Annotated in this window: 26 protein-coding genes, 2 tRNA genes and 2 rRNA genes (1 of these 30 cut by a window edge); 9 read left to right on the forward strand and 21 right to left on the reverse strand. The window is 60.4% G+C overall.

Going from position 1 to position 22,213, the window contains the following annotated elements; genetic code table 11:
• From K3725_RS00395 to K3725_RS00405, 3 genes are all read left to right on the forward strand, one after another.
• Nucleotides 1-1,542: ribosomal RNA gene (locus K3725_RS00395) — 23S ribosomal RNA — on the forward strand; it begins 1,286 nt to the left of the window's first position.
• Between the two features lie 218 nt (nt 1,543-1,760).
• Nucleotides 1,761-1,875, forward strand: a 5S ribosomal RNA gene (rrf, locus tag K3725_RS00400).
• A gap of 45 nt (nt 1,876-1,920) precedes the next feature.
• A tRNA-Met gene (locus K3725_RS00405) sits at nt 1,921-1,997 on the forward strand.
• A 509-nt stretch (nt 1,998-2,506) separates the two neighbouring features.
• Here the strand turns inward: K3725_RS00405 and K3725_RS00410 are convergent.
• The 3 genes from K3725_RS00410 to K3725_RS00420 form a co-directional block, all read right to left on the reverse strand.
• Nucleotides 2,507-2,821, reverse strand: a complete 315-nt coding sequence (locus tag K3725_RS00410; RefSeq protein ID WP_260016938.1) for a hypothetical protein — start codon at nt 2,819-2,821, stop codon at nt 2,507-2,509.
• A 29-nt stretch (nt 2,822-2,850) separates the two neighbouring features.
• A complete protein-coding gene (locus K3725_RS00415; RefSeq protein WP_260016939.1) occupies nt 2,851-3,150 on the reverse strand; it encodes a hypothetical protein in 300 nt (99 codons plus the stop codon).
• Nucleotides 3,151-3,438: 288 nt separating this feature from the next.
• Nucleotides 3,439-4,371 carry an IS5 family transposase gene (locus tag K3725_RS00420; RefSeq protein ID WP_260015482.1) on the reverse strand — a complete coding sequence of 311 codons (933 nt, stop codon included), beginning with the start codon at nt 4,369-4,371 and terminating at the stop codon, nt 3,439-3,441.
• 269 nt (nt 4,372-4,640) lie between these two features.
• Here K3725_RS00420 and K3725_RS00425 point away from each other — a divergent pair, with 269 nt between their 5' ends.
• From K3725_RS00425 to K3725_RS00440, 4 genes are all read left to right on the forward strand, one after another.
• On the forward strand, nt 4,641-5,714 hold the full coding sequence (locus tag K3725_RS00425; protein WP_260016940.1) for a DUF4123 domain-containing protein: 1,074 nt from the start codon (nt 4,641-4,643) through the stop codon (nt 5,712-5,714).
• Nucleotides 5,704-7,581 carry a hypothetical protein gene (locus K3725_RS00430; RefSeq protein WP_260016941.1) on the forward strand — a complete coding sequence of 626 codons (1,878 nt, stop codon included), beginning with the start codon at nt 5,704-5,706 and terminating at the stop codon, nt 7,579-7,581. The genes K3725_RS00425 and K3725_RS00430 overlap by 11 nt, the downstream gene beginning before the upstream one ends.
• The gene (locus tag K3725_RS00435) at nt 7,578-8,006 is read left to right on the forward strand and encodes a hypothetical protein (RefSeq protein WP_260016942.1); all 429 of its coding nucleotides are present in this window, start codon (nt 7,578-7,580) and stop codon (nt 8,004-8,006) included. Before K3725_RS00430 ends, K3725_RS00435 begins: the two co-directional genes overlap by 4 nt.
• 106 nt (nt 8,007-8,112) lie before the next feature.
• Nucleotides 8,113-8,868, forward strand: a complete 756-nt coding sequence (locus K3725_RS00440; RefSeq protein WP_260016943.1) for a recombinase family protein — start codon at nt 8,113-8,115, stop codon at nt 8,866-8,868.
• Here K3725_RS00440 and K3725_RS00445 read toward each other — a convergent pair.
• The 9 genes from K3725_RS00445 to K3725_RS00485 form a co-directional block, all read right to left on the reverse strand.
• Nucleotides 8,799-9,731 carry an IS5 family transposase gene (locus K3725_RS00445; RefSeq protein ID WP_260016944.1) on the reverse strand — a complete coding sequence of 311 codons (933 nt, stop codon included), beginning with the start codon at nt 9,729-9,731 and terminating at the stop codon, nt 8,799-8,801. The two genes, K3725_RS00440 and K3725_RS00445, sit on opposite strands and share 70 nt — an antisense overlap.
• A gap of 39 nt (nt 9,732-9,770) precedes the next feature.
• Entirely contained in the window at nt 9,771-10,787 is a 1,017-nt protein-coding gene (locus K3725_RS00450) for a site-specific integrase (RefSeq protein ID WP_260016945.1), read from the reverse strand.
• A gap of 162 nt (nt 10,788-10,949) precedes the next feature.
• Nucleotides 10,950-11,024, reverse strand: a tRNA-Phe gene (locus tag K3725_RS00455).
• A gap of 81 nt (nt 11,025-11,105) precedes the next feature.
• The gene (locus tag K3725_RS00460) at nt 11,106-11,309 is read right to left on the reverse strand and encodes a DNA gyrase inhibitor YacG (protein WP_260016946.1); all 204 of its coding nucleotides are present in this window, start codon (nt 11,307-11,309) and stop codon (nt 11,106-11,108) included.
• Complete coding sequence (locus tag K3725_RS00465; RefSeq protein WP_260016947.1) at nt 11,306-12,328, reverse strand: ribonuclease E/G; 1,023 nt, start codon at nt 12,326-12,328, stop codon at nt 11,306-11,308. The genes K3725_RS00460 and K3725_RS00465 overlap by 4 nt, the downstream gene beginning before the upstream one ends.
• Nucleotides 12,325-12,906: a nucleoside triphosphate pyrophosphatase gene (locus tag K3725_RS00470; protein ID WP_260016948.1), complete on the reverse strand. Its 582-nt coding sequence runs from the start codon at nt 12,904-12,906 to the stop codon at nt 12,325-12,327. Before K3725_RS00470 ends, K3725_RS00465 begins: the two co-directional genes overlap by 4 nt.
• A gap of 176 nt (nt 12,907-13,082) precedes the next feature.
• A complete protein-coding gene (infA, locus tag K3725_RS00475; RefSeq protein ID WP_005978431.1) occupies nt 13,083-13,301 on the reverse strand; it encodes a translation initiation factor IF-1 in 219 nt (72 codons plus the stop codon).
• An 83-nt stretch (nt 13,302-13,384) separates the two neighbouring features.
• On the reverse strand, nt 13,385-14,263 hold the full coding sequence (locus tag K3725_RS00480; protein ID WP_260016949.1) for a carbon-nitrogen hydrolase family protein: 879 nt from the start codon (nt 14,261-14,263) through the stop codon (nt 13,385-13,387).
• A gap of 16 nt (nt 14,264-14,279) precedes the next feature.
• Nucleotides 14,280-14,471, reverse strand: a complete 192-nt coding sequence (locus K3725_RS00485) for a hypothetical protein (protein WP_260016950.1) — start codon at nt 14,469-14,471, stop codon at nt 14,280-14,282.
• Between the two features lie 49 nt (nt 14,472-14,520).
• Here K3725_RS00485 and K3725_RS00490 point away from each other — a divergent pair, with 49 nt between their 5' ends.
• The gene (locus K3725_RS00490; RefSeq protein ID WP_260016951.1) at nt 14,521-15,441 is read left to right on the forward strand and encodes a hypothetical protein; all 921 of its coding nucleotides are present in this window, start codon (nt 14,521-14,523) and stop codon (nt 15,439-15,441) included.
• Between the two features lie 39 nt (nt 15,442-15,480).
• Here K3725_RS00490 and K3725_RS00495 read toward each other — a convergent pair whose 3' ends face one another.
• From K3725_RS00495 to K3725_RS00510, 4 genes are read right to left on the reverse strand one after another with little or no spacing between them, the layout of a single operon-like run.
• On the reverse strand, nt 15,481-16,068 hold the full coding sequence (locus tag K3725_RS00495; protein WP_260016952.1) for a GNAT family N-acetyltransferase: 588 nt from the start codon (nt 16,066-16,068) through the stop codon (nt 15,481-15,483).
• Nucleotides 16,065-16,463, reverse strand: coding sequence for a ketosteroid isomerase-related protein (locus K3725_RS00500; protein WP_260016953.1), 399 nt, complete (start codon nt 16,461-16,463; stop codon nt 16,065-16,067). Before K3725_RS00500 ends, K3725_RS00495 begins: the two co-directional genes overlap by 4 nt.
• Nucleotides 16,460-16,918, reverse strand: coding sequence for a low molecular weight phosphatase family protein (locus K3725_RS00505; RefSeq protein WP_019295067.1), 459 nt, complete (start codon nt 16,916-16,918; stop codon nt 16,460-16,462). The genes K3725_RS00500 and K3725_RS00505 overlap by 4 nt, the downstream gene beginning before the upstream one ends.
• Before the next feature lie 3 nt (nt 16,919-16,921).
• Entirely contained in the window at nt 16,922-17,401 is a 480-nt protein-coding gene (locus K3725_RS00510; RefSeq protein ID WP_260016954.1) for a UPF0262 family protein, read from the reverse strand.
• A gap of 160 nt (nt 17,402-17,561) precedes the next feature.
• On the opposite strand from K3725_RS00510, the gene K3725_RS00515 reads away from it, so the two are divergent.
• Entirely contained in the window at nt 17,562-18,320 is a 759-nt protein-coding gene (locus tag K3725_RS00515) for an SDR family oxidoreductase (RefSeq protein ID WP_260016955.1), read from the forward strand.
• 30 nt (nt 18,321-18,350) lie between these two features.
• Here K3725_RS00515 and hisD read toward each other — a convergent pair whose 3' ends face one another.
• From hisD to K3725_RS00540, 5 genes are all read right to left on the reverse strand, one after another.
• Nucleotides 18,351-19,652, reverse strand: coding sequence for a histidinol dehydrogenase (gene hisD, locus K3725_RS00520; RefSeq protein WP_260016956.1), 1,302 nt, complete (start codon nt 19,650-19,652; stop codon nt 18,351-18,353).
• Nucleotides 19,653-19,773: 121 nt separating this feature from the next.
• Entirely contained in the window at nt 19,774-20,286 is a 513-nt protein-coding gene (locus K3725_RS00525) for a GNAT family N-acetyltransferase (protein WP_260016957.1), read from the reverse strand.
• A gap of 3 nt (nt 20,287-20,289) precedes the next feature.
• Complete coding sequence (locus tag K3725_RS00530; protein WP_260016958.1) at nt 20,290-20,766, reverse strand: DUF2948 family protein; 477 nt, start codon at nt 20,764-20,766, stop codon at nt 20,290-20,292.
• A complete protein-coding gene (gene murA, locus K3725_RS00535) occupies nt 20,763-22,034 on the reverse strand; it encodes a UDP-N-acetylglucosamine 1-carboxyvinyltransferase (RefSeq protein ID WP_260016959.1) in 1,272 nt (423 codons plus the stop codon). Before murA ends, K3725_RS00530 begins: the two co-directional genes overlap by 4 nt.
• Nucleotides 22,035-22,040: 6 nt before the next feature.
• Nucleotides 22,041-22,196, reverse strand: a complete 156-nt coding sequence (locus tag K3725_RS00540; RefSeq protein WP_260016960.1) for a hypothetical protein — start codon at nt 22,194-22,196, stop codon at nt 22,041-22,043.
• Nucleotides 22,197-22,213: the final 17 nt, after the last annotated feature.

Here is a 22,213-nt window from a genome sequence, read left to right on the forward strand (position 1 = left end):
CCGGGGCGTGAGCCATCCGGTGGAGAGATCACTAGCGAGAATGATGACATGAGTAGCGACAAAGAGTGTGAGAGACACTCTCGCCGAAAGTCCAAGGGTTCCTGCTTAAAGCTAATCTGAGCAGGGTAAGCCGGCCCCTAAGCCGAGGCCGAAAGGCGTAGGCGATGGGAACTAGGTTAATATTCCTAGGCCAGGAGGATGTGACGGATCATGAAGGTTGTTCGCCCTTATCGGATTGGGCGGGCCGCTGATTGGTCCCTGGAAATAGCCCTCCATCAGACCGTACCCTAAACCGACACAGGTGGACTGGTAGAGAATACCAAGGCGCTTGAGAGAACGATGTTGAAGGAACTCGGCAAAATACCTCCGTAAGTTCGCGAGAAGGAGGCCCGGGTTCAAGGCAACTTGGATCCGGGGGCACAAACCAGGGGGTGGCGACTGTTTATTAAAAACACAGGGCTCTGCGAAGCCGTAAGGCGACGTATAGGGTCTGACGCCTGCCCGGTGCCTGAAGGTTAAAAGGAGGGGTGAGAGCTCCGAATTGAAGCCCAGGTAAACGGCGGCCGTAACTATAACGGTCCTAAGGTAGCGAAATTCCTTGTCGGGTAAGTTCCGACCTGCACGAATGGCGTAACGACTTCCCCGCTGTCTCCAACATCGACTCAGCGAAATTGAATTGCCTGTCAAGATGCAGGCTTCCCGCGGTTAGACGGAAAGACCCCGTGCACCTTTACTACAGCTTCGCACTGGCATCAGGATTGTGATGTGCAGGATAGGTGGTAGGCATCGAAGCCGGGACGCAAGTCCCGGTGGAGCCTCCCTTGAGATACCACCCTTCGCACTCTTGATGTCTAACCGCGGTCCGTTATCCGGATCCGGGACCCTGCGTGGCGGGTAGTTTGACTGGGGCGGTCGCCTCCTAAAGAGTAACGGAGGCGCGCGAAGGTTGGCTCAGAGCGGTCGGAAATCGCTCGTTGAGTGCAATGGCAGAAGCCAGCCTGACTGCAAGACTGACAAGTCGAGCAGAGACGAAAGTCGGCCATAGTGATCCGGTGGTCCCGCGTGGAAGGGCCATCGCTCAACGGATAAAAGGTACGCCGGGGATAACAGGCTGATACTGCCCAAGAGTCCATATCGACGGCAGTGTTTGGCACCTCGATGTCGGCTCATCTCATCCTGGGGCTGGAGCAGGTCCCAAGGGTACGGCTGTTCGCCGTTTAAAGAGGTACGTGAGCTGGGTTTAGAACGTCGTGAGACAGTTCGGTCCCTATCTGCCGTGGGTGTAGGATACTTGAGAGGAGTTGCCCCTAGTACGAGAGGACCGGGGTGAACGATCCACTGGTGGACCAGTTGTTATGCCAATAGCAGTGCTGGGTAGCTATGATCGGACAGGATAACCGCTGAAGGCATCTAAGCGGGAAGCCCCCCTCAAAACAAGGTATCCCTGAGGGCCGTGGAAGACCACCACGCCGATAGGCCGGAGGTGTAAGCGCAGCAATGCGTTCAGCTGACCGGTACTAATCGCCCGATAGGCTTGATTTGATCCAGTAACAGACAGTGTTACACGGAACCAAATAAGCAAACACATCCCAAAACGCAAAACTTGGACTGTTGATTGTAACCGACGCAGGTTGTTGTGCCTGCCGCTACCCGGCGGTGACACAGCAACCGGGCGGCAACGCGCATTTGCTGAAGCAAATACGCTGCCTGCCGCTCGCCAGCCTTGCTCCGCAAGGCCGTCGGAGTTGGATTTTTCTTGGTTTGGTGGCTACAGCACAAGTGAAACACCCGGTCCCATCCCGAACCCGGAAGTTAAGCACTGTCGCGCCGATGGTACTTGGGCTCAAGCCCTGGGAGAGTAGGTCACCGCCAAACCTAGTAAAATCCAAACATCTCTCTAAACGATACAAAAAAACCTGACGCGGGATGGAGCAGCCAGGTAGCTCGTCAGGCTCATAACCTGAAGGTCGCAGGTTCAAATCCTGCTCCCGCAACCAAAAACATCAAATTATTACAATGCTTTACACTCCGAAGTCGCGGGGCTTCTTGCGTTTGCACCTGCGGCTCTGGAACCACTACGGAAGCAAGTGGAGCGGATTGGAGCCGTGGCGAAACCGCCACAGAGCCCCCAAGTGATTTTGCCCCGCCCAGCCATAAAAAGCCGGGGAAGGGAAACGCTGCACTATTGCTTCGGCATCCGGTCCGAACGGTGGTTGTGTGAAAAAGCCCAACTGATCCTCGCCTATCGCTGGTGCTGCCGCTCAGCTTGCGGACCTGAGGGCGATCTTGGCGTAGACCGGCTGCAGAGGAGCAAGGAAGCAGGTGATGTGCGGAACGTATTGCCTGCGCCTTTGATCAACTGACGGGTTTTGGCCACGGTGGAGGCTGCCCGTGCCGCCAAAAGCGCCACCGCCGGAGCCGCCCCGGCACCGGTTGCCAAAGTGTCAATTAGTGGGCAAATCAGGCGCTCGATGCTCTTCTGGCAGACCGCAGCACATCGGAGTTTCTATATATAGTCAGGATGTATATAGTCTTTCCAGTCCGGCTCCTTTCCATCTTTGTATACGTAGTCGTATACTGCGTCCATGTACTGGTAGATTGCTTTTTCGGATTTCATGTAGAGGCCGTTGGTGGCGTTGTCGAAGTGATCCACATTCATGTAACGGCGCTTAAGGAAATCTTCGAATGCCGCGCGGTCTTGATGCATTCCCTCAACGGCTAAATCATTTGCTTCACCAGATTGGAAACGTTGAAAACGTTTTCTAAACCCGCTTGGGCTGCCTATGCTTGGGTTTATAAAAAGTGTAATCAGGCCGTTCATCTTTCGTTCCGGGTGGCTATTCATTCATTTCAACCTGTGTAGTTGTCAATATCTGGCTCGGATCCATTTTTGAATAAGTATTTGTATACGGATTCGAAAAAATCAGCGGCCTGCTGATCATTTTGAAACCCCATGTCGCTAGTTAGGTTGTTCATTAGTTCGCAGTCTGCTGTTTGTTTTTTTATTATTTCCTCCATATCCTTCCGAAGGGAGGCAACTGATTCTTCATTGAGGTTGTTCTTGTATTCGAGCCCATACTCTGGATAATAGGAGTTGCCTCCCCACCAGATAAATACATTGGCGAGAGTATCTGACACTTCTGTCTTCATGTGGTCACTCAGTTTAACTACGGATCGGGATACATAGTGAGAAGCTTAGGTGTTCCATTCGCGTCTTTCCGAAATATTGCGAATATTTTTGTGTTTGAGTTGAATGGGGTGGGCTCATAATCGACGGAAGGTCCCGGAAGTCCATTGGTAGTAGAGTATCCTTTAATTCGCGTCTGAAAATTAGGCCGAAGATATCGACTGCCCGCAGCGTTATCTTCTTTGATGGCTCTGATGGACTCTGTTGCGCAAATCGGTTGAGGGCCAAGGTTCCCCTTTCCCCAGACGGACTTATCCCACTGCCTCTGTGACGGGTATGCCAAGCGCGGTGAATCCGTTCATGACCGCAACACGGAGCTGAAGCTCGGCAACCTGACGTCCAGGATCCCGTGCCATCAGTCTTTGTCCCAGCAGTTTCATGCAGTGCATCTTGGTTTCGGCACGACTTCGGCGGTGGTATCCACTCCATTTCCGCCAAAGCGCTCGGCCAAGGTATTTCGACGCCCGCAGCGCTTCGTTGCGCGCAATCGCGCCTGCGGTGTCGGGTTTCCAGGGCTTGGCGTTCTTGCGGGGCGGGACGACGGCATTGGCACCTCGGTTGGCGATGGCATCGTGGCACTTGCGCGTATCGTAGGCGCCATCTGCCGTGACACTGCCGATCTCCTGCTCGGGCGGGATCTGATTAAGCAGTTCCGGCAGCATGGGCGCATCACCAATGTTGCTACTGGTGAACTCGACTGCCCGGATTTCCAGTGTCTTTTCGTCGATACCGAGGTGAACCTTGCGCCACACGCGGCGTTTCGAGCCACCGTGCTTGCGCGCATTCCACTCGCCTTCGCCCTCTACCTTTATCCCAGTGCTGTCGATCAGCAGGTGTAGCGGCCCCTCAGAACCACGATACGGGATGTTCACGGCGAGAGACTTCTGGCGGCGTGAAAGCGTGCTAAAATCCGGTACCGACCAGTCCAATCCACTCAATCGCAGGAGACTTTCCACGAAGCCGGTCGTCTGCCTGAGCGCCATACGGAACAGCACCTTCATCGTCAGGCAGGTCTTGATCGCGGCGTCGCTATAGATGGGCTGTCGGCCTCTCTTGCCGGTCGGCCGGGCCTCCCACGTCATCTCGGGATCGAACCAGATCGTCAGAGAGCCACGACGCTTCAGCGCTTCGTTATAGGCCCGCCAGTTCTTGATCTTGTAGGTCGGGGGTGTTGGTCTGCTCATGCCCTCCAGCTATCACGCTGGATTCATGAGATGAATCCCTCACCCGATTTGCGCAACAGAGCCGCAGCGGACAAGACAAGGAGGCAATCCGCTGTGTGCGTTGCATCGCACTTGAGGGCGGCTGTTCACGGCAAAGTTGCAATACTGCACTGGCGGGCGGTGCCGGTCCAGGCCATTGGGCATCTTGCAAGATCAGGAGATGCTCAATACCAGTAGAGCCATTGCTTTGATTTATTTATGACAGGTTTCTGACGTTGCGCACGAGCGGGATGGACGGCGATTGGGGGCAGCCAGCTGGCGCTCCTGACAATCAGCCGGTATTGCAGTTGGAGTTCGGCACACTTGCGGAGGTTGAGCCGCTTGGCACCCAGTTCGGTGCGGACCAGCCCAAGACGGTACCGGATATTCTGCACCCGGCAATCTTCGGCCAGCCCGGCTTGGGCGATGAGCCGGAGGGCAAGCGGCGCTTAAACACTTATGCACTCCTTGATGCGGCGAAGGTGCCTGCACTGCTTGAGCTTCTGGAGACATCAGGGCTGGAACACCGCTGCCTGTTCAAGGGCACGGCCTATGACGAGCTGAAAGAGGCAGCCCCTTGGATCGTGCGCCTTGAAGAGGGCAACAGCTTCACCCGCAGCCTGTTCACGCACTCTGATGCGCCCTGGCACCTTTGGGATGCGGAGCCGGGCCTGTATCTGCGCTCCCGCGGGACACTGGAACAGATGTGGCAGCAGCTGCGGAAGTTCACCCGTGTCCGGGACGAAAACGGGAAGTGGTTTTATTTCCGGTTTTGGGAGGCAGACTGTCTGATTAACTACCTAGGCTTTGCCGAAACACATGGCCAAAGCGATTTTCGGCCTCTGTTCGGGTTTGATCCGATGGAACCGTCCGCCCCCCTTGTGCACAGTTATATCAGCAGGCACCGGGACAAGGCGCGGGTTTGTTCGGTTGTCAACATGACGGGGCACAACGCGGAGATCCGGGCTGATATTGACATGCCGGTTCTGCGGTTTCTGGCCCTGAGGAGCCATGCATTCAACTTCGCCGAAAGCTATTTTGCAGGACAAAGCCTTGGCCCGCAGGCGCTGCAGCAGGCAAAAGATTTCTCTGCGGCGATTGTCCAGAAATACTACCGGCACGGCTTCAAGAGCAGATACCACCTTGGGAGCTTTGCCTATTGGGCATTGGCGCTGAACGGGGATTTCGAGACCCGGACGCCCAGCATGCAAAACCACATTCAACGCTCAGACATTAACCCCAATGACAGGTTCGTGCTTATGGCGCGCGAGATGAAACATGTCTTTGGCTCCAAAATCAGGAATTACCGCGGTCATGGAAGCTGAATTTTATTTGCCGAATGATGATTGCGCGAATGGTGCATCCTGCCCCGGCGAGGGCGTGTTCATTCCTCAGCAAATCGGCAACACGGCACTGGATGCACTGTTTGCCGGGTCGGACGCGGATGTTCAGGCGGATCTTGGGCTGGCCAATGTGGACAGCTACCCGCTGACCGATGAGGTGTTCCCGGTCATCCTGGACGCGGCGCTGCTGACGCTGGACGGGCTGATGGACTGTTTTGCGCGCAAATACCCGGAGCGCGCGCAGCTGCTGAACGCGCTGATCGAAACCCAGGGCTACCGCATCACATTTGAGGAAAACCCGACCGCCGCCGAAGCCGAGCTGGAGACCTGGCTGCAAAACTATGGCGCGATGGTCAGGCGTCAGACCCGCAATGCCGCCACCAACGAGGATTACGCGCTGCTCAACGAAATGCGCGACGCCTATGCCCGGGAGCAGCGCCGCCTGAATGCCATGCGGCATTGGCATTTCGCCCCGGGAGAGATCTACCTGAGCACCCGGATCAACCGCAACATCGACGTGAACAACTTCCTCCTCGGCGATGATGAGGACCTGATCAACCGCGCCGCCACCAACGAAGAAGGCGCGGATTGGCTGAATGCGGTGATGGGCGACTGGATGGTGCGCTCAGGTATCCCCGGCGCTACACGTGATGAGGAATTCACCGACAGTTTCAGTTCCCGCATCACCTGGGGCACGTTGAATGTGGTGTTTGGCGCCGCCGAGGTGATTGGCGGTGTGGCCCTGACCGTCGGCACTTTGGGCTGGGGCACCGTCGCGGGCGGCGCGCTTTCCATTGCCGGGTTTGAGGCGATCACCCAGGGCATCGATATGTGGCGGACGCCCGTTGAGTCCTCGCACAGTGCGGGCTGGCTCGGCGACGGCGCCTTTGCCATGATGAACGAATTCGGCGTGCTGGAGCAGAACGATCAGACCTCGTTCAACCGCTATTGGTCCTTTGCCATGCTGGGGCTGAGCCTGGGCGGGGCTGGCGTTCTGGGCTTTGCAGGCGATGTGGTCCAGGCCAACCGCGCCGGGATGGCGGCCCGCAATCTGGATTTCGTGGCCGAAGCCCCGGCCCGCGCCCTTGCAACAGCGCGGCAGGCCATTGTCGGCGTCAAAAACGCCCGCTTCGGCCAGCTGACCGTCAGCTACGCACCGCTGCCCTCGGGCCGCATTGCCATGAACGTCCAAGGCGTCGGCCGCATCGTCGCCCCCCATTGGGAAAGCCTGACACGCCTCAGGCTCAGGATGAACACGACAAAAAGGGAGTTTGTTCAGGAACGGGCCAGCAAACTGCAAGCTGGCGAGGCCGGTCTGATCGCCCTGCGAGGGGGAGTATTAAACCTTAATGATGCTAAGCAGTTAGTGTACCAAACTGCGGCGCATATGGGGATGAGTCAACGCATGACTGATCAGCTCATATCGGCAATCAGTTTTGGCGGACGAACTAGCAGCTTCAACGCGCGTGGTGCTTTGCGAGTCGCAACCGATATCGGGTATGCTCGAAATCTTGGCCGCCAGCCGATGGTCGACTTCAATGAATTCATCGCTATGAATGAGATCTTCCATGAGCTGACCCATGCTCAACGGTTGTCGGCTTGGCTGAGAACTGGTAAATCTCCAGAGGAGTACTGGCGAGTTTTCGGAGCACAATCCCCCCTCAACAAGGCTGAAGAAGTGAGTGTTGAGCTGGCTGCACGCGAATGGACCGAACAAATAGCAAGGCCACGTATTGCTCAGGAGCAATTGTACGGTTCGTCAGCTGAAGCCGCGCGTCTTCAACAGCTTTTGAACGAGGCGCTTGACGATTCACGTGCTTACGTCTCTGCAAACGGTGGAATCGAATGAAACGAAACGCGCCATATTACCTGTCTCGGCTAGAAGCCAAAGCAGACTCGTACTTCGAAGAAAATGTGGAGACGCTTTCCGGCGAGGCCTTCCTTGAAGCGTATGATCTTTTCTCGGAACAATTTTCTCGGCAGGCGCTTTCTGCCCGCATCGGCGAACACTTGAATGAAGCCGTCGCGATCATCCGGGCGCTTCTGGACGATCCTGAGCCGACAGAACCGGAAAAAATCTACGACTTCCTCTGGGTCGATCGCGTGTCCAATCTGATGGGCAAAGGCGAGCTGATGCAGGCCAAACTGACCCGCGCAGAGATGCTCGAGCGCCTGCACTGGATCACCAGCGAGGAATTCGGGGAGGACCTCGACGAATGGGCCGATTGGATGGCTGCGTTCGAAGCCAACCCGCCTGCCTGGGGATATCGTTAAGCGGACCCTCTTGCAGGCCTTGACCCCAAACCAGTTGATTTCTCCCGCCATCCTGCCGGACGCCGTCTACGACAAACCAACGTTTGTCGGCTACGGAGGGAGCGGAATGGCAGAATATGTTGTCTACTATCGGGTTTCGACGGAACGGCAGGGGCGGTCTGGCCTGGGGCTGGAAGCGCAGCGGGCGATGGTCGAGCAGTTCCTTCAGCCCACCGACAACGTGATTGCCGAGTTCACCGAAATCCAGTCCGGCAAACGGGACGACCGGGCCGAGCTGTGGAACGCGATCAACCTCGTCAAGAAAACCCGGTCTAAGCTGCTGATCCCGAAGCTGGACCGGTTCTCCCGGAAGGTGTCTTTCATATCAGGGATCATCGATCAGGGTATCGAGTTGACCGTCTGCGAACACCCGAACGTGTCGACCTTCTTCCTGCACCTGCTGGCCTGCTTCGCTGAGGAGGAGCGCCGCCAGATTTCAGAACGCACCAGAGCCGCGCTCAGAGCCGCCAAGAAACGGGGGACCGTGCTTGGCCGGAACGCCCAGGCCTTAGCGGCTCAACGGCGGTTAGAAAAGCGAGGTTTCTTCGAGACAATACGCCCTGAGTTCGAGCAGGCGGTTGCCGAGGCGGGGTCGCTCTCGGGCGTGGCACGGTTGTTGAATGAGCGGAGGGTGACAACATACAAAGGTGGCCGCTGGCATCCCCAGACGGTTAAGAATTACGCTGTATTCACGGACGGGACTCTGTTGCGCAAATCGGTTGAGGGCCAAGGTTCCCCTTTCCCCAGACGGACTTATCCTACTGCCTCTGTGACGGGTATGCCAAGCGCGGTGAATCCGTTCATGACCGCAACACGGAGCTGAAGCTCGGCAACCTGACGTCCAGGATCCCGTGCTATCAGTCTTTGTCCCAGCAGTTTCATGCAGTGCATCTTGGTTTCGGCACGACTTCGGCGGTGGTATCCACTCCATTTCCGCCAAAGCGCTCGGCCAAGGTATTTCGACGCCCGCAGCGCTTCGTTGCGCGCAATCGCGCCTGCGGTGTCGGGTTTCCAGGGCTTGGCGTTCTTGCGGGGCGGGACGACGGCATTGGCACCTCGGTTGGCGATGGCATCGTGGCACTTGCGCGTATCGTAGGCGCCATCTGCCGTGACACTGCCGATCTCCTGCTCGGGCGGGATCTGATTAAGCAGTTCCGGCAGCATGGGCGCATCACCAATGTTGCTACTGGTGAACTCGACTGCCCGGATTTCCAGTGTCTTTTCGTCGATACCGAGGTGAACCTTGCGCCACACGCGGCGTTTCGAGCCACCGTGCTTGCGCGCATTCCACTCGCCTTCGCCCTCTACCTTTATCCCAGTGCTGTCGATCAGCAGGTGTAGCGGCCCCTCAGAACCACGATACGGGATGTTCACGGCGAGAGACTTCTGGCGGCGTGAAAGCGTGCTAAAATCCGGTACCGACCAGTCCAATCCACTCAATCGCAGGAGACTTTCCACGAAGCCGGTCGTCTGCCTGAGCGCCATACGGAACAGCACCTTCATCGTCAGGCAGGTCTTGATCGCGGCGTCGCTATAGATGGGCTGTCGGCCTCTCTTGCCGGTCGGCCGGGCCTCCCACGTCATCTCGGGATCGAACCAGATCGTCAGAGAGCCACGACGCTTCAGCGCTTCGTTATAGGCCCGCCAGTTCTTGATCTTGTAGGTCGGGGGTGTTGGTCTGCTCATGCCCTCCAGCTATCACGCTGGATTCATGAGATGAATCCCTCACCCGATTTGCGCAACAGAGCCCTGGGAGCCTCTGAGGCGTGCTTGGATGGCGTAGTGCCGGAGGGAGTACGGAGACAGCTTCCTGTCTTCGTCCAGCAGCTCAGCCTTCTCCAGGATATGGTTGAACAGGCGGCGGGCGGTGTTGATGGCTGTCCTGCGGTTGGAATATTCCGGCATCCACACATAACCGTTCCGATCTGGGCCGCTCTCATCGAAAGGGTTCAGGGTTCCCTGATAGAGGGGAACAGCCAGCGGCATTGTCACGCTAGTGCGGCCACCGGTCTTGCCGCCACGGACGTTCATCTCCAAGTGCGGCGGGTCGCCTTTGATCTGAATGTCCTTGTGCTTCAACCCGAACAGCTCACCTTCAGTAGGCCGAAGGAACGTGTGAACGACAAAGCGGAACATCTTGGCGTGGTGGCCGGTGATCTGAACACCACGGACCACATCACCGCGTTTGGCACATTCACCGGCAGCTTTCATGAACCGTTTGTACTCGTCGTCCGTGAAGGTGTGGCGGGGCGTGTCCACGGTCTTCTGCTTTGGCATCACCGGCAGCACGTTCAGAATGCCGTCTTCCACCGCCAGAGTCAGAACTTTGCGGATGATGATTGTGTGTTTGGCCTTGGTCGATTCCGCCAGCCGCTTTGGCCGGTTCTCGTCCAGATGAACCAGGTAATCCCGAACCTTGCCGGTGGTGATCTTCGTGACATCATACTTACCGAAATAGCAGATCAGGCCGTCCTTCGATCGGTTCAGCAGCTTGTTGTCGCCGTCCGACCACTTGGACTTGCCTTTCTGAATGCTCATCAGCTTCTTGGCATAGTGCTCGAAACTGGTGGCTTTCTTCTGAGCATGGTCGCTGTTGGCCTTGCTGCGGTATGAGTCGGCAAACTCATAGGCCACTTCAATCGCATCCAGCCGCGATATCTCCTTGGACGACCTGTGGACGTATTTCCCTGCAAGGGGGTCCCTGAAGCGGATAAGCCAGTACGGGCTTCGGGCTGTCAGCACGATGGCCAGCCCTTTCCGGAGATGCTTGATCTTGAGTATTCGGTTTTTGGAATCTTGGGACAAATCGAGCCCGTCAGAGGAGTGTATAACTGTGTGTAACTTTTACGGGTGAAATCTGACGATCTCAACGTACCAAATAAATCAACTATTTCAGTGATTTAGTGGTGCCCGGGGGCGGAATCGAACCACCGACACGAGGATTTTCAATCCACTGCTCTACCCCTGAGCTACCCGGGCACGGGAAGGCTGATCGCCTTGGGTGGGGGCCTTCTATGCTCTGGGCGCGGCGGTGTCCAGAGGGTTTTTCAAAGAAAATCGCTAATGCCGGGTTTGCTGCGGATTTTCCTCCTGCGCTGAGGCGCGTCCGGCTTCTTCCAAAGCGTTTTCAATGTCTTCCGGGTCCTGGCTGGGCACCGAATAGGCGCCGGTCAGCCATTTGCCGAGATCGATATCGGCGCAGCGCTTGGAGCAGAACGGGCGGTAGCTCTTTTGCGAATCCCCGCCGCAGACCGGACAGCTCATTTCAGCACCCCGCTCAGGGCAATCCGGCCGCGCTTGCGCTGCAATTCATAGTGGCCAAGGCTGGTCCAGCCCGCCAGCACGGTTTCCTCGGAATCCGCCCGGAAAGCGGCCCGCAGCGCGGTTTCAAACCCGCGGCGGTCCTTCTTTGGCATCGGGGCGAGGTCCAGCACGATCTGTCCGCCCAGGCCGCGCACCCGCAAGGCACGGGGCAGGGCCTTGGCGGCGGCCATATTGGCCTTGATGCCCGCCGCAAGAGAGGTGTCCGAACCGGTGTTCACATCCACCGCGACCAGGGCGCGGGTCGGCTCGATGAACAGGAAGGCGCCCCCCGGGAGCGGCTCGCGGATGCCGCGTGCGGTGTCCAGTGCGTCCAGCACGCCGAAGCGCTCAAACCCGCCCGGCTCGCGCTCAATATCCGCCGGTTCCACCCAGTCCCGCCAGGCCAGCAGATGCGGCGTGTCGCCTTCGGCCAGAACCTCGGGTTCGGATCCTTCGTCCTGCATAACCTGTGCGGCCATCGCGGCCATCGCGGCAACGTCTTCGGCAATCTCTTCGCCGTCCGCCCCGGCGCAGGCAGAGCGCAGGATCAGGCCGTAGCCAGACGCGTCCATTTCCTCATGGGCAATCTCCAGCAGCCGGTCGCGTTCATCCTCGTCGCGGATGCTGCGTGAGATGTTCAGCCCCGGCGCCTCTGGCGTGACAATGGCATAGCGGCTCTTGAACAGGAGCTTCTGGGTGACCGGAATGGCTTTGCCCGGCTCGGCGTAGCCGGAGACCTGCACCAGGATCATCTGGCCCGGTGCAAGCCCCTTGACCTGGCGCAGGAAGGCCGGACCGTCCGGGGTTGTCAGAAACATACCGCCCTGGCCCTTGACCGGCCGGTCGGCGCGGGCGCGGTAGATGGTGCCGGCAGCAGGGGCATCGCTTTCAACCAGAAAGTCGTCCAGCTTGCCGTCCACCATTAGTGCCGCGGCTTCGCGGTGCTGGATGTGGTCGAGAATGATGGTACGGCCCTTCATGCGGCGGCCTCCTGGTAAAGCGGCAGCCCGGCGGCGCGCAGCAGATTTGCGGTTTCGGAGAGCGGCAACCCGACAATGCCGGTGAAAGAGCCGCTGATCCATGGAATGAAGGCGCCGGCGGGGCCCTGGATGGCATAGGCGCCGGCCTTGCCTTCCCAGTCGCCGGTCGCAAGATAGGCGTTCAGTTCCTCGTCGGAGAGGTTTTTCATTTTCACCTGGCTGACCACGTCTTTCTCCCAGACCCGGTCCCCGCGGCGCACCGCAACGGCGGTGATCACCCGGTGGCGGCGGCCGGAAAGTGCCAGCAGGAACTCGGCTGCCTCGCCCGCATCGCGCGGCTTGCCCAGGATGCGGCGGCCAAGTGCCACGGTGGTATCCGCGCAGAGCACGACGTCGTCTGTCCCCGCAGGGACAGCTTGGGTTTTTTCCCGCGTGACGCGTGCGCAGTAGGCGCGCGGCAGTTCGCCGTTTCGAGGGGTCTCATCGATCTCCGGCGGGCGCACCTCGTCCGGATGCACACCCAGCTGCGCCAGCAATTGCAGCCGCCGCGGGCTGCCCGATCCCAGGATAAATGCCATGCCGTGGCCCTCTTACCTCTTTGCGCCTGTCATAAGGCGAAATCCGCCAGCAGGAAAGCGGTCCGGGTCTTTTGCGCTTGCCCGAAATGTCCCAGCCGGAGGCAACGGCCAGCAGGCCGCCAAAAACAAAAGCCCGGCAGAATGCCGGGCCTTGATATTTAATCCAGATCAAACGCTTACTTGAAGCGGTAGTTGATCCGTCCTTTGGTCAGGTCATAGGGGGTCATTTCCACCTGGACCTTGTCGCCAGCCAGAACACGGATGCGGTTCTTGCGCATCTTGCCTGCCGTATGTGCGATGATCTCATGGCCGTTCTCAAGCTCGACCCGAAACGTCGCGTTAGGCAGGAGTTCCTTCACGACACCGGGAAATTCGAGCGTATCTTCCTTGGCCATGTTGTCTCCATCATTGGGTTAACCCGCAAACTGCGGGACGTGCGCTTAAATGGGGTCATTTTCCCAATAATTCAAGGGCTCAATCAGCAAACTGCGGCCTTTGTGACCGATTTCACGCGAGGGGCCTGCTCCTCCCAGTGCAGGCGGTTCAGCACGCCGCCATCCGCCCTTACATGGGCGATCGCTTCCAGGTCCGCTTCGCCATAGGTCCAGCCCGGCTGGTTCAGCGCGCCCTCAGACAGCACCCCGGTGCCTGGGAAGCCCTTGTCCGGCGGGCCGAAAATGCCGCCGGTGCCGGTGTTCATGTCCACGGCTTCCGACCATTCATTGGCCCCGACAATGGAGGCCATGGCGGTCACGCACTGGTTTTCCAGCGCCCGCGACATTGCACCGATGCGCACCCGCCAGTATCCGGCCAGCGCCTCGGTGCAGGAGGGGACGAGAATCACATCCGTCTCCGCCAGCGCGCGGCCCAGGAGCGGGAACTCGCTGTCATAGCAGATCAGCACCCCGATTCTCCCCAGGGCCGTGTCGAAGATCTTGAGCGGCCCGCCTCCCATGATACCCCACTCCTCGCGCTCGAACCGGGTCATGATCTGCTTGTCCTGATGGTCCCGCTTGCCCGCGGGCGTGTACAGCTCTGCCCGGTTCACCGGCCGGTCCAGCCCGCTGTTCACCGGTGCGGAAGCGCCGAGGATATGCACGCCGTGCTCGGCCGCCAGTTTCAGATGCAGCGCCGCCGCATCCTCCATCTTCTCCGACACCGAATGGATCGACTGCTCCAGATCGCCGGCCACTGCCGCCCCATCCAGTGTCGACAGCTCCATTGCGCCGTATTCGGGAAAGACCAGCAGCTCGGCGCCCTTGCCGGCCGCCTCTGCGACCCAGGCGGCCAGTTTGTCTTCATACTGTGCCCAGCTGTCGAGCCAATCGAGCGGATAGGCGGCAGTGGCGATTTTCATGCGGTCTCTCCGGCGGTCAGCGGCCGCATTCCGGTGCGGTCCTTGGGCAGGATTGCCCGGCAAGGCAGCCCTGCGCAAGGCCGCGCAGCACCCAAGTTTCAGCTGCTGCCGGGCGCGCCGGGAAAAACCCCAAAAAGATTGCACATTTTTGCAACGGAAACAGGCGCGTACTGCGTTTCAACTTGGTGCTGCCCGGCAATTTGGCCATTCTCGCAGGCAGCAGATCATTTGATTTATTGGAAAAGAGGACCACTCCCTTGGCAACCAAGCTTGATGACAAGAACCTGAAGGGCGTTATTGCCGACATCCCTAAAAGAGGTTTCCGCACCAAATTTTGGCGCGAATACAGGGCCGGCGCCTGCAAAGGCAGCGGCGTGGGTAAATACATGGACGTGCTGGAGAAATTGGGCGTTCCGCCGTCAGGTGACCCGGCCAAGGCGGATCTGGACAACATGCCGGAGATTGTTCAGGCCTTCAGCATGCTGGCCAATGCGATGCTCAAGGCGCGCGGCAAATGCGGCAAGCTGCAGTCCCACAGCCGGGAGCTGTGCCTGGCCTACGCCAAGCAGATCGAAAAACGCGAAGATACGGCAGCTGACCTCGCCCGCAATGCGGACAAGATCAAGCAAAAGCAGATGGCGCAACAGCTGAAGGCCGAAAAGGCCAACGAGGAGACCGACAAGCATCTGGCCAAGCTCAAGAAAGAGCATGAAGAAACCCGCAAACTGCTCCTCAAGGAAATCAAGGCAGCCGAAGTGCGTGGCAAGAAGATCGAAGCCGCCTGCCTGGACATTTCCAAGGATGTGAACGCCGCGCTGGACAAGCTGGAAGCGATCAAGACGGCTTGGAAGGCCGCCTATCACAAGGAGGGCGCGGACCGTTCCACGATCGAAGCCCAGGCCGACAAGGGCATTCGCGGCCTGACCAAGGCCTACAAGATCGATGCGCACGCAAAAAACGTGAAAGGCGCCCTGCCAAATCTGTTCAAGGAACTGGCTGAGAACTACAAGCAGTTCAAACAGGAAGACTACAATAAAAAGGAATACGTTGCGGCCGGCAAGGCAGTGACAGCGGCCAAGCGCACCTTTGATGACGCCCGCGATTCCGTGAAGCTGTATGCTGCCCAGCAGAAGATCGCGCTGGAAGAAGTACAGGCGGCGCGGCCTGAAGGGGTCTGAACCAAAGACAACAGGCGTCCGCCGGGCGCCTGTTGTCCATTACAGATCCCGGATCCAGAATTGCAGCGGCTTCTTGGTCTCTTCTGCCTGGTCCACGTCTTTCCAGGAAAAATGCGCAACAGCACCCTCCAGCGGGGCATGGCCGCGCTTGCGCCAGAACGGATCCAGCGGTGCGTAGCCCACAGGCCGCAGCGGGTGGTCCGCCGGGCGCTGCACGCCGCAAAAGGCGGTTTTCCTGAACCCGTGCTTGCGGGCATGGGTTTCGCGGGCATCAAAGAACCCGTGGCCGACGCCATGGCCGCGGTATTCCGGCAGCAGCACGGATTCGGCGCAATAAAAGACGTCGTTTAGATCAATCCCGGTGCCCGCAAACGCCGCCGCGAAATCATCCGCGTGGTCGCTCAGCGGCGCCCCGGTGGAGGCACCCACGAGGGTCTCGCCGTAAAAGGCGCCCACGACCACGGCGCGGGTGCTGTCGCGGTAGCTTTGCAGGTACTCCCGCTCATAGGCCAGATCGCCGTCGTATAGATACGGCCAGGCGCGGAATACCTTGATGCGCAGGCGCGCCACATCATCCAGCGCGGCCTCCAGTGCCGCGCCGGTCATCGCTTCGACCCGGATCGTCATCCTGCCGAAACCTGGGCGATCCAGTCGGCCAGGTTGTAAAAGGTGGTGACGCGGGAAATCTTGCCGTCCTTCAGCTCAAAGAACGACCCGCCGGGCAGGCGGTACGTCTGGCCCCTGGCCTCCGGCAGGCCGTCGTCTGTCACCAGATAGGTGCCGTTGACGATGAATTCCGCCGCCGCGCGGCTGCCGTCGTTGCCGGAAAAGATCACCATATCGGTCAGCTCTTCCTTGTAGCAGCGGCTCATATGGGCGCAGAACTCCGCGAATTCCTCTTTCCCCACACGGATTTTGCCCTCGTTCACGTGATGAGCAATCTGCTCATCCAGGCAGTCCAGCATGGTGTCCGTGTCGCCGGCGTTGAAGGCCGCGAAATAGCGCGCGATGGTGTCGGTCATGTTCTCTCCGTCGGTTCACCCCAGCGGTTCTTCAGATGCTGGATGATTTGATCCCGTGTTTGACGGTAGATATCTAACTTGGCCTGGCGCGTCTCGCCGAGCCCGGTAGGGTCCATAATCGGCCAATATTCGACATCGAGGTGAAAAAAACGGGTAAGCTCCAGCGCCCGGCGCTGGCTGGCAGGCGACAGCGCCACCACCAGATCAAAGGACGACAGGTCGTCGCCCCAGCGCTCCATTTCGTCGAATGAACGCGACCGGTGCCGCGACAGTTCGACGTCGATCTCCTGGCAGACCGCGATCGAGAAGCCGTCGATCTCCATGTCGTTCTTGACGCCGGCGGACTGCACATAGGTGCCGGTGCCATAGAATTTCTTCATGATGCCCTCCGCCATCGGAGAGCGGACCGAATTGTGGTCGCAACAGAACAGAACGGACTGCGGCAGCTCCTCCACGCGTCAGCCTCCGAAGTGCAGGACGCAGATCAGGGTGAACAGGCGGCGGGCGGTGTCGGTGTCAACCTCGGCCTTGCCCTCCAGCCGTTCCTGCAGAACCCGGCTGCCTTCGTTGTGGATGCCGCGCCGCGCCATGTCGATGGTCTCGATCTGGCTTGGCGGCATGGTCTTCACCGCGGTGAAGTAGCTTTCGCAGATCTGGTAGTAGTCCTTGACCACCTGCCGGAACGGCGACAGCGACAAGTGGAACTCTGCCGCCTTCTCGCCGGCTTCGGTGTTGATATCAAAGACCAGCCGCTTGTCGCGGATAGCCAGCCCCAGATGGTAGGGGCCCTTCGGCACATCGCGGTCTTCCCGCTGCGGCAAGGCGAAACTGTTGTCCTCGATCAGGTCATAGATCGCCACCTTGCGCTCCTGCTCGATCTCGGGCGTCGGAGGCGGCAGGTTGCGGTCGTCCAGTTCGATATGGCTGATGCGGCTCATGGGTCTTTGTCTCTGATATGCGCAGGGGCGTCCGGCCATGAGTATCGCACCGCTCAGCCCGGGGCAATGCAGCAGCGGGCGTCAATCTCCTGCCCGTTTGCGGCAGTGCTTGACAGGCCACGTCTCCGCAACCAGCCTGCCGCCAGCAGGAGACAGCACAATGACAGCCCTTGAACAGTTTTCCCTTCACGGCCGCCGCGCGCTGGTGACCGGCTCCACCGGCGGTCTCGGCTTCGCCGCGGCCAGCCTTCTGGCAGAGGCCGGGGCCGAGGTCTGGATCAACGGCCGCAGCCCGGCGCGGGTGGATGCCGCGCTCGCCCGGCTGCCCGGCACCGCCCGCCCGCTGGTACTGGATATCGCCGACGAAAGCGCCGCGACCACGGCGATGGCCGGGATTGCACAGGAGGGCGGGCTGGACATCCTGATCAACAACGTCGGCCAGCGCGACCGGCGCAGCCTGCCGGAATTCACCCGCGCCGACCTGCAAAAGCTGTGGGAGGTCGATCTGGTCTCGCCCTTCCGCCTGTCCCAGATGGCGGCGGCGCAGATGGCGCCCAAGGGCTGGGGCCGCATCATCAATATCTCGTCGATTGCCGGTCTCATCGCGCAATCCGGTGACGCCGCCTATACCACCGCCAAGGCGGGCATCAACGGTATGTCCAAGGCGCTGGCAGCAGAGCTTGGCCCCCAGGGAATTACCGTGAACGCCATCGCCCCCGGCTTCTTCAAGACCGCACCGAATATGGCCGCAGCCGAGGATCCAGCGATCGCGGAAAAGCTAAAAAGCGCCACCGCGCTGGGCCGCTGGGGTAAGCCGGAGGAACTGGCGCCCGCTATCTTGTTCCTCGCCTCGCCTGCGGCCTCCTACATCACCGGGCAGGTGCTGGCCGTGGATGGCGGCTATACTGCGCACTACTGAGCGCGCAGAGGGGCTGCGCCCCTCGCTCCCTTACCCGTTCAGCGCATCCAGACGGGCAGTCACGGACAGCCCGTGCGCTTCCAGGCTTTCGCTTTTTGCCAGCACCTCTGCTGCCGGGCCGATGGCACGCAGTGAGTCCGGGGTCATCTGGCTCAGCGTGGTGCGCTTGAGGAAATCCATCACCGACAGGCCGGAAGAGAACCGGGCAGAGCGCGCGGTCGGCAGCACATGGTTCGGGCCGCCGACATAATCGCCGATTGCTTCGGGGGTGTACTGGCCGAGGAAGATGGCCCCGGCATGGACGGTCTTTTCACTCAGAGCAACCGGATCGGCGACACACAGCTCCAGGTGTTCCGGCGCAATGCGGTTCGACAGCGCTGCGGCTTCATTCAGATCCCGCACCGTGATCACCGCGCCGAAATCGCGCCAGGAGGTCCCGGCAATGGCGCGGCGCTCCAGCGTTTCCAGACGATTGCCCACGGCTTCTGCTACCGCACGGCCAAACCCCTCGTCATCGGTGATCAGGATCGACTGGGCGCTTTCATCGTGTTCGGCCTGGCTCATCAGGTCCAGGGCAATCCAGTCCGAGTTGTTGTCCTTGTCCGCAATCACCAGGATCTCCGAAGGCCCTGCAATCATGTCGATGCCGACCTTGCCGAACACCCGCCGCTTGGCCGCGGCGACAAAGGCGTTGCCGGGGCCGGTGATCTTGTCCACCGGCGCGATGCTGTCTGTGCCGTAGGCCAGCGCCGCCACCGCCTGCGCGCCGCCAATGCGGTAGATCTCATCCACACCCGCCAGCCGGGCCGCCAGCAGCACCAGCGGGTTCACCTGCCCGTCCGGGGTCGGTACCGTGATCGCCAGCCGTTCGACACCGGCAACCTTGGCCGGGATTGCGTTCATCAGCACTGAGGACGGGTAGGAGGCCAGCCCGCCCGGCACATAAAGCCCGGCCGCGGAGACCGCCGACCAGCGCCAGCCGAGCGTTGCGCCGCTCTCGTCCGTCCACTGCGCATCTTCGGGCATCTGGCGCGCGTGATAGGCACGGATACGCTCTGCCGCCAGTTCCAGTGCGGTGCGTTCTTCTGCCGGAACATTGGCGATCGCAGCATCCACCTCGGCCTCGGTGAAACGCAGCTGCGATGCGTCCAGTTCCAGCCGGTCGAATTTCGCCGTCAGCTCCACCAGCGCCGCATCGCCGCGGGCGCGGACATCTGCAATGATACCGGCCACGATGGCGTCCACATCCGGACTGTCCTCGCGCTTGGCGCCCAGAAGCGCGGTGAAGGACTGTTCAAAACCGGCATCAGAGGTGTTCAGAAACTGCGGCATCGGGATCTCCTTTCGCCCCCGCATATCCGCAAGGGGGCAGAGCCTCAAGATTTATGCGCGGGGCCGGTGCAATTGGACGCAAGCAAATGACCGGTGCAAACCGGCATAAGCCGTTTAGATCCTAGCTCAGGGCTTTGCGCATCGGGATGCAGGGGGTTCCGCAGCATCCGCCGGTCTCTTCAGCCGTCTGCCAGCCGTGCTTGCGGTAGAAACCCAGCGCTGTCCGGGTGGCGTCAAGGCGGCCCTCGGCATGGCCATCGCGCAGCAGTTCCGCTTCGAGATGCGCCAGCATGGCGCCGCCAGTGCCCCGGCCTGCTGCGGCAGGGGCAACATACAGCAGGGAGATGGAGCCGTCCGGAGACAGCCCGCCCACGGCTGCGGCCTCTCCGCCACGGTCTGCCAGCCAGTATCGCCCGGGGCCGCCAATCCAGCCGCGGATCTGCTCCGGAGTCTTGTTAGCGGTCCAATCTGCGATCCGGGCGGCATCGCCGCCGTGGTCGGCCGTGCACAGATCGCGGATCGAGGCAACCAGAACCTGGCTCATGGCGAAAACGTCAAAAACCGTGGCAGCGCGGATTTCCAGCGGTGCCGCCGGGGCGGCGAAGGCCTGGGAAATGCCGCGCTTGTTCTGCACGGCTCAGTCGCCGTGATCCGGCGCCTGGCCGGACGGGGCCTTATAAGGCCGGGTGACATCGCGCAGGGACACCTCCAGTGCTTCCACCGCCAGACGCAATGCGCCGTCGCCTGCAAGGGTCAACAGCACATGGCCCGCTCCGTCGCTGCCTGGCTCAAACGTGACGGAAAGCAGCGACAGGATCAGGTCTTTGTCCTTGCGGTCCACGCCCTGCGAGGACACCCCCAGCACATTGTCCACCGTCAGCAAGGACTGCACCCGCTCAAAAGCCCGGCCGCGCCGCTCCGCCGCGTCGCGGTCTTCCCAGCGGAACCGGTTCACCAGCAGGGCAAAGCGGCGCTCAGACGCGCGCCAGCTCATTTCAGTCACCGGAAACACCGCGTCCTGCAGCAGCGAGGACAGCACCTTAAGGTCCTCTTCCTCCAGCGCGCCCAGGTTCAGCGGCGCCTCGCGGCCGTCCTCGAAACTGGCATCCGTCATGACTGTTCCTTGATCCGCTCGATTTTCGCGCCGACACCGGACAGCTTGCGCACCACATGCTCATAACCGCGGTCCAGGTGGTAGACCCGGCTGACACGGGTTTCGCCTTCCGCCGCCATGCCTGCCAGAATCAGCGAGACAGAGGCGCGCAGGTCGGTGGCCATCACCGGGGCGCCTTTCAGCTTCTCGACACCGGTCACCGTGGCGTGGCCGCCGTGCACCTCGATCTCGGCGCCCATGCGCACCAGTTCCGGCGCATGCATGAACCGGTTCTCAAAGATCTTCTCTTCCAGCACCGAAGTGCCCTCAGCGGTGCACATCAGCGCCATCATCTGCGCCTGCAGGTCGGTGGGGAAGCCAGGGAAGGGTTCGGTCACCACGTCCACCGCCCGCACCCGGCCGTTCTTGCGGCAGACGGTCAGGCTGTTTTCACCCTCAGAGATTTCGATGCCGGCCGCTTCCAGCTTGGCACAGAAGCTTTCCAGCAGGCTGCGGCGTCCGCCCAGCAGCTCCACCTCGCCGCCGCAGATCGCGGGGGCCAGCATATAGGTGCCCAGCTCGATCCGGTCGGTCACCACCTGATGAGTCGCGCCATGCAACCGGTCAACACCCTGAATGGTGATGTCCGGCGATCCGTCGCCCTCGATCTGCGCGCCCATCTTGCGCAGGCAGTCGGCCAGATCGACGATCTCCGGCTCGCGCGCGGCGTTCTTGATGACGGTGGTGCCCTTGGCAAGCGTCGCCGCCATCATGATGTTCTCGGTCGCCCCGACAGAGGCAAAGCTCAGCTCCACCACCGCGCCTTTCAGGCCGCCCGGCGCCTTGGCGTGCAAATAGCCGTCTTTCAGCTCAATCTCTGCGCCCAAGGCTTCCAGCCCGTGGATATGCAAGTCCATTGGCCGTGCGCCAATGGCGCAGCCGCCGGGCAGCGACACCACCGCCTGGCCCAGCCGCGCCAGCATCGGGCCCAGCACCAGGTTCGACGCGCGCATCTTGCGGACGATGTCATAGTCGGCGACGTGGCTGGTCAGGTCATGGCTCGACATAGCCAGCACCTGCCCGTCCTGCAGGCTGGACACTTCGGCGCCCAGCGATTGCAGCAGCAGTGTCATTGTCTTGATGTCGCTGAGGCGCGGCGCGTTGGTCAGTGTCAGCGGCTCCTCGCTCAGCAGCGTTGCCGGCATCAGGGTAAGGCAGGCGTTTTTGGCGCCGGCAATCGGGATCTGCCCGTTCAGCGGGCCGTTGCCCGTTACCAGAATCGAATCCATCTGACGTTATTCTCCACTCTTGCCCGTATCCTGGTCCTGCTTGTCTGCCCGCGCCTTGGCCTGAGCCTTGCGCCGGGCCATGTTAGCCTTCAGCGCGGCCTTCAGCCGGTCTTCGCGCGATACTGCGGAACCGTCGTTTTTAGGTGATTTCTTCTCTGCCATAAGACTTCTGTAACTTA

Origin of the sequence: Leisingera sp. S132, assembly GCF_025144465.1 — a bacterium.
GTDB lineage: Bacteria > Pseudomonadota > Alphaproteobacteria > Rhodobacterales > Rhodobacteraceae > Leisingera.

Excerpts from the sequence above, each read along its gene's own strand:
- infA (WP_005978431.1), bottom strand. The coding sequence starts at position 13,301 with ATGGCCAAGGAAGATACGCTCGAATTTCCCGGTGTCGTGAAGGAACTC.
- K3725_RS00435 (WP_260016942.1), top strand. The coding sequence starts at position 7,578 with ATGAAACGAAACGCGCCATATTACCTGTCTCGGCTAGAAGCCAAAGCA.
- K3725_RS00470 (WP_260016948.1), bottom strand. The coding sequence starts at position 12,906 with ATGGCATTTATCCTGGGATCGGGCAGCCCGCGGCGGCTGCAATTGCTG.
- K3725_RS00430 (WP_260016941.1), top strand. The coding sequence starts at position 5,704 with ATGGAAGCTGAATTTTATTTGCCGAATGATGATTGCGCGAATGGTGCA.
- K3725_RS00485 (WP_260016950.1), bottom strand. The coding sequence starts at position 14,471 with ATGGCCAAATTGCCGGGCAGCACCAAGTTGAAACGCAGTACGCGCCTG.
- K3725_RS00445 (WP_260016944.1), bottom strand. The coding sequence starts at position 9,731 with ATGAGCAGACCAACACCCCCGACCTACAAGATCAAGAACTGGCGGGCC.
- K3725_RS00530 (WP_260016958.1), bottom strand. The coding sequence starts at position 20,766 with ATGACGGATGCCAGTTTCGAGGACGGCCGCGAGGCGCCGCTGAACCTG.
- K3725_RS00415 (WP_260016939.1), bottom strand. The coding sequence starts at position 3,150 with ATGAAGACAGAAGTGTCAGATACTCTCGCCAATGTATTTATCTGGTGG.
- K3725_RS00410 (WP_260016938.1), bottom strand. The coding sequence starts at position 2,821 with ATGAACGGCCTGATTACACTTTTTATAAACCCAAGCATAGGCAGCCCA.
- K3725_RS00425 (WP_260016940.1), top strand. The coding sequence starts at position 4,641 with ATGGACGGCGATTGGGGGCAGCCAGCTGGCGCTCCTGACAATCAGCCG.
- K3725_RS00515 (WP_260016955.1), top strand. The coding sequence starts at position 17,562 with ATGACAGCCCTTGAACAGTTTTCCCTTCACGGCCGCCGCGCGCTGGTG.
- K3725_RS00540 (WP_260016960.1), bottom strand. The coding sequence starts at position 22,196 with ATGGCAGAGAAGAAATCACCTAAAAACGACGGTTCCGCAGTATCGCGC.
- murA (WP_260016959.1), bottom strand. The coding sequence starts at position 22,034 with ATGGATTCGATTCTGGTAACGGGCAACGGCCCGCTGAACGGGCAGATC.
- K3725_RS00495 (WP_260016952.1), bottom strand. The coding sequence starts at position 16,068 with ATGACGATCCGGGTCGAAGCGATGACCGGCGCGGCACTGGAGGCCGCG.
- hisD (WP_260016956.1), bottom strand. The coding sequence starts at position 19,652 with ATGCCGCAGTTTCTGAACACCTCTGATGCCGGTTTTGAACAGTCCTTC.
- K3725_RS00510 (WP_260016954.1), bottom strand. The coding sequence starts at position 17,401 with ATGAGCCGCATCAGCCATATCGAACTGGACGACCGCAACCTGCCGCCT.
- K3725_RS00480 (WP_260016949.1), bottom strand. The coding sequence starts at position 14,263 with ATGAAAATCGCCACTGCCGCCTATCCGCTCGATTGGCTCGACAGCTGG.
- K3725_RS00440 (WP_260016943.1), top strand. The coding sequence starts at position 8,113 with ATGGCAGAATATGTTGTCTACTATCGGGTTTCGACGGAACGGCAGGGG.
- K3725_RS00420 (WP_260015482.1), bottom strand. The coding sequence starts at position 4,371 with ATGAGCAGACCAACACCCCCGACCTACAAGATCAAGAACTGGCGGGCC.
- K3725_RS00500 (WP_260016953.1), bottom strand. The coding sequence starts at position 16,463 with ATGACCGACACCATCGCGCGCTATTTCGCGGCCTTCAACGCCGGCGAC.
- K3725_RS00465 (WP_260016947.1), bottom strand. The coding sequence starts at position 12,328 with ATGAAGGGCCGTACCATCATTCTCGACCACATCCAGCACCGCGAAGCC.
- K3725_RS00460 (WP_260016946.1), bottom strand. The coding sequence starts at position 11,309 with ATGAGCTGTCCGGTCTGCGGCGGGGATTCGCAAAAGAGCTACCGCCCG.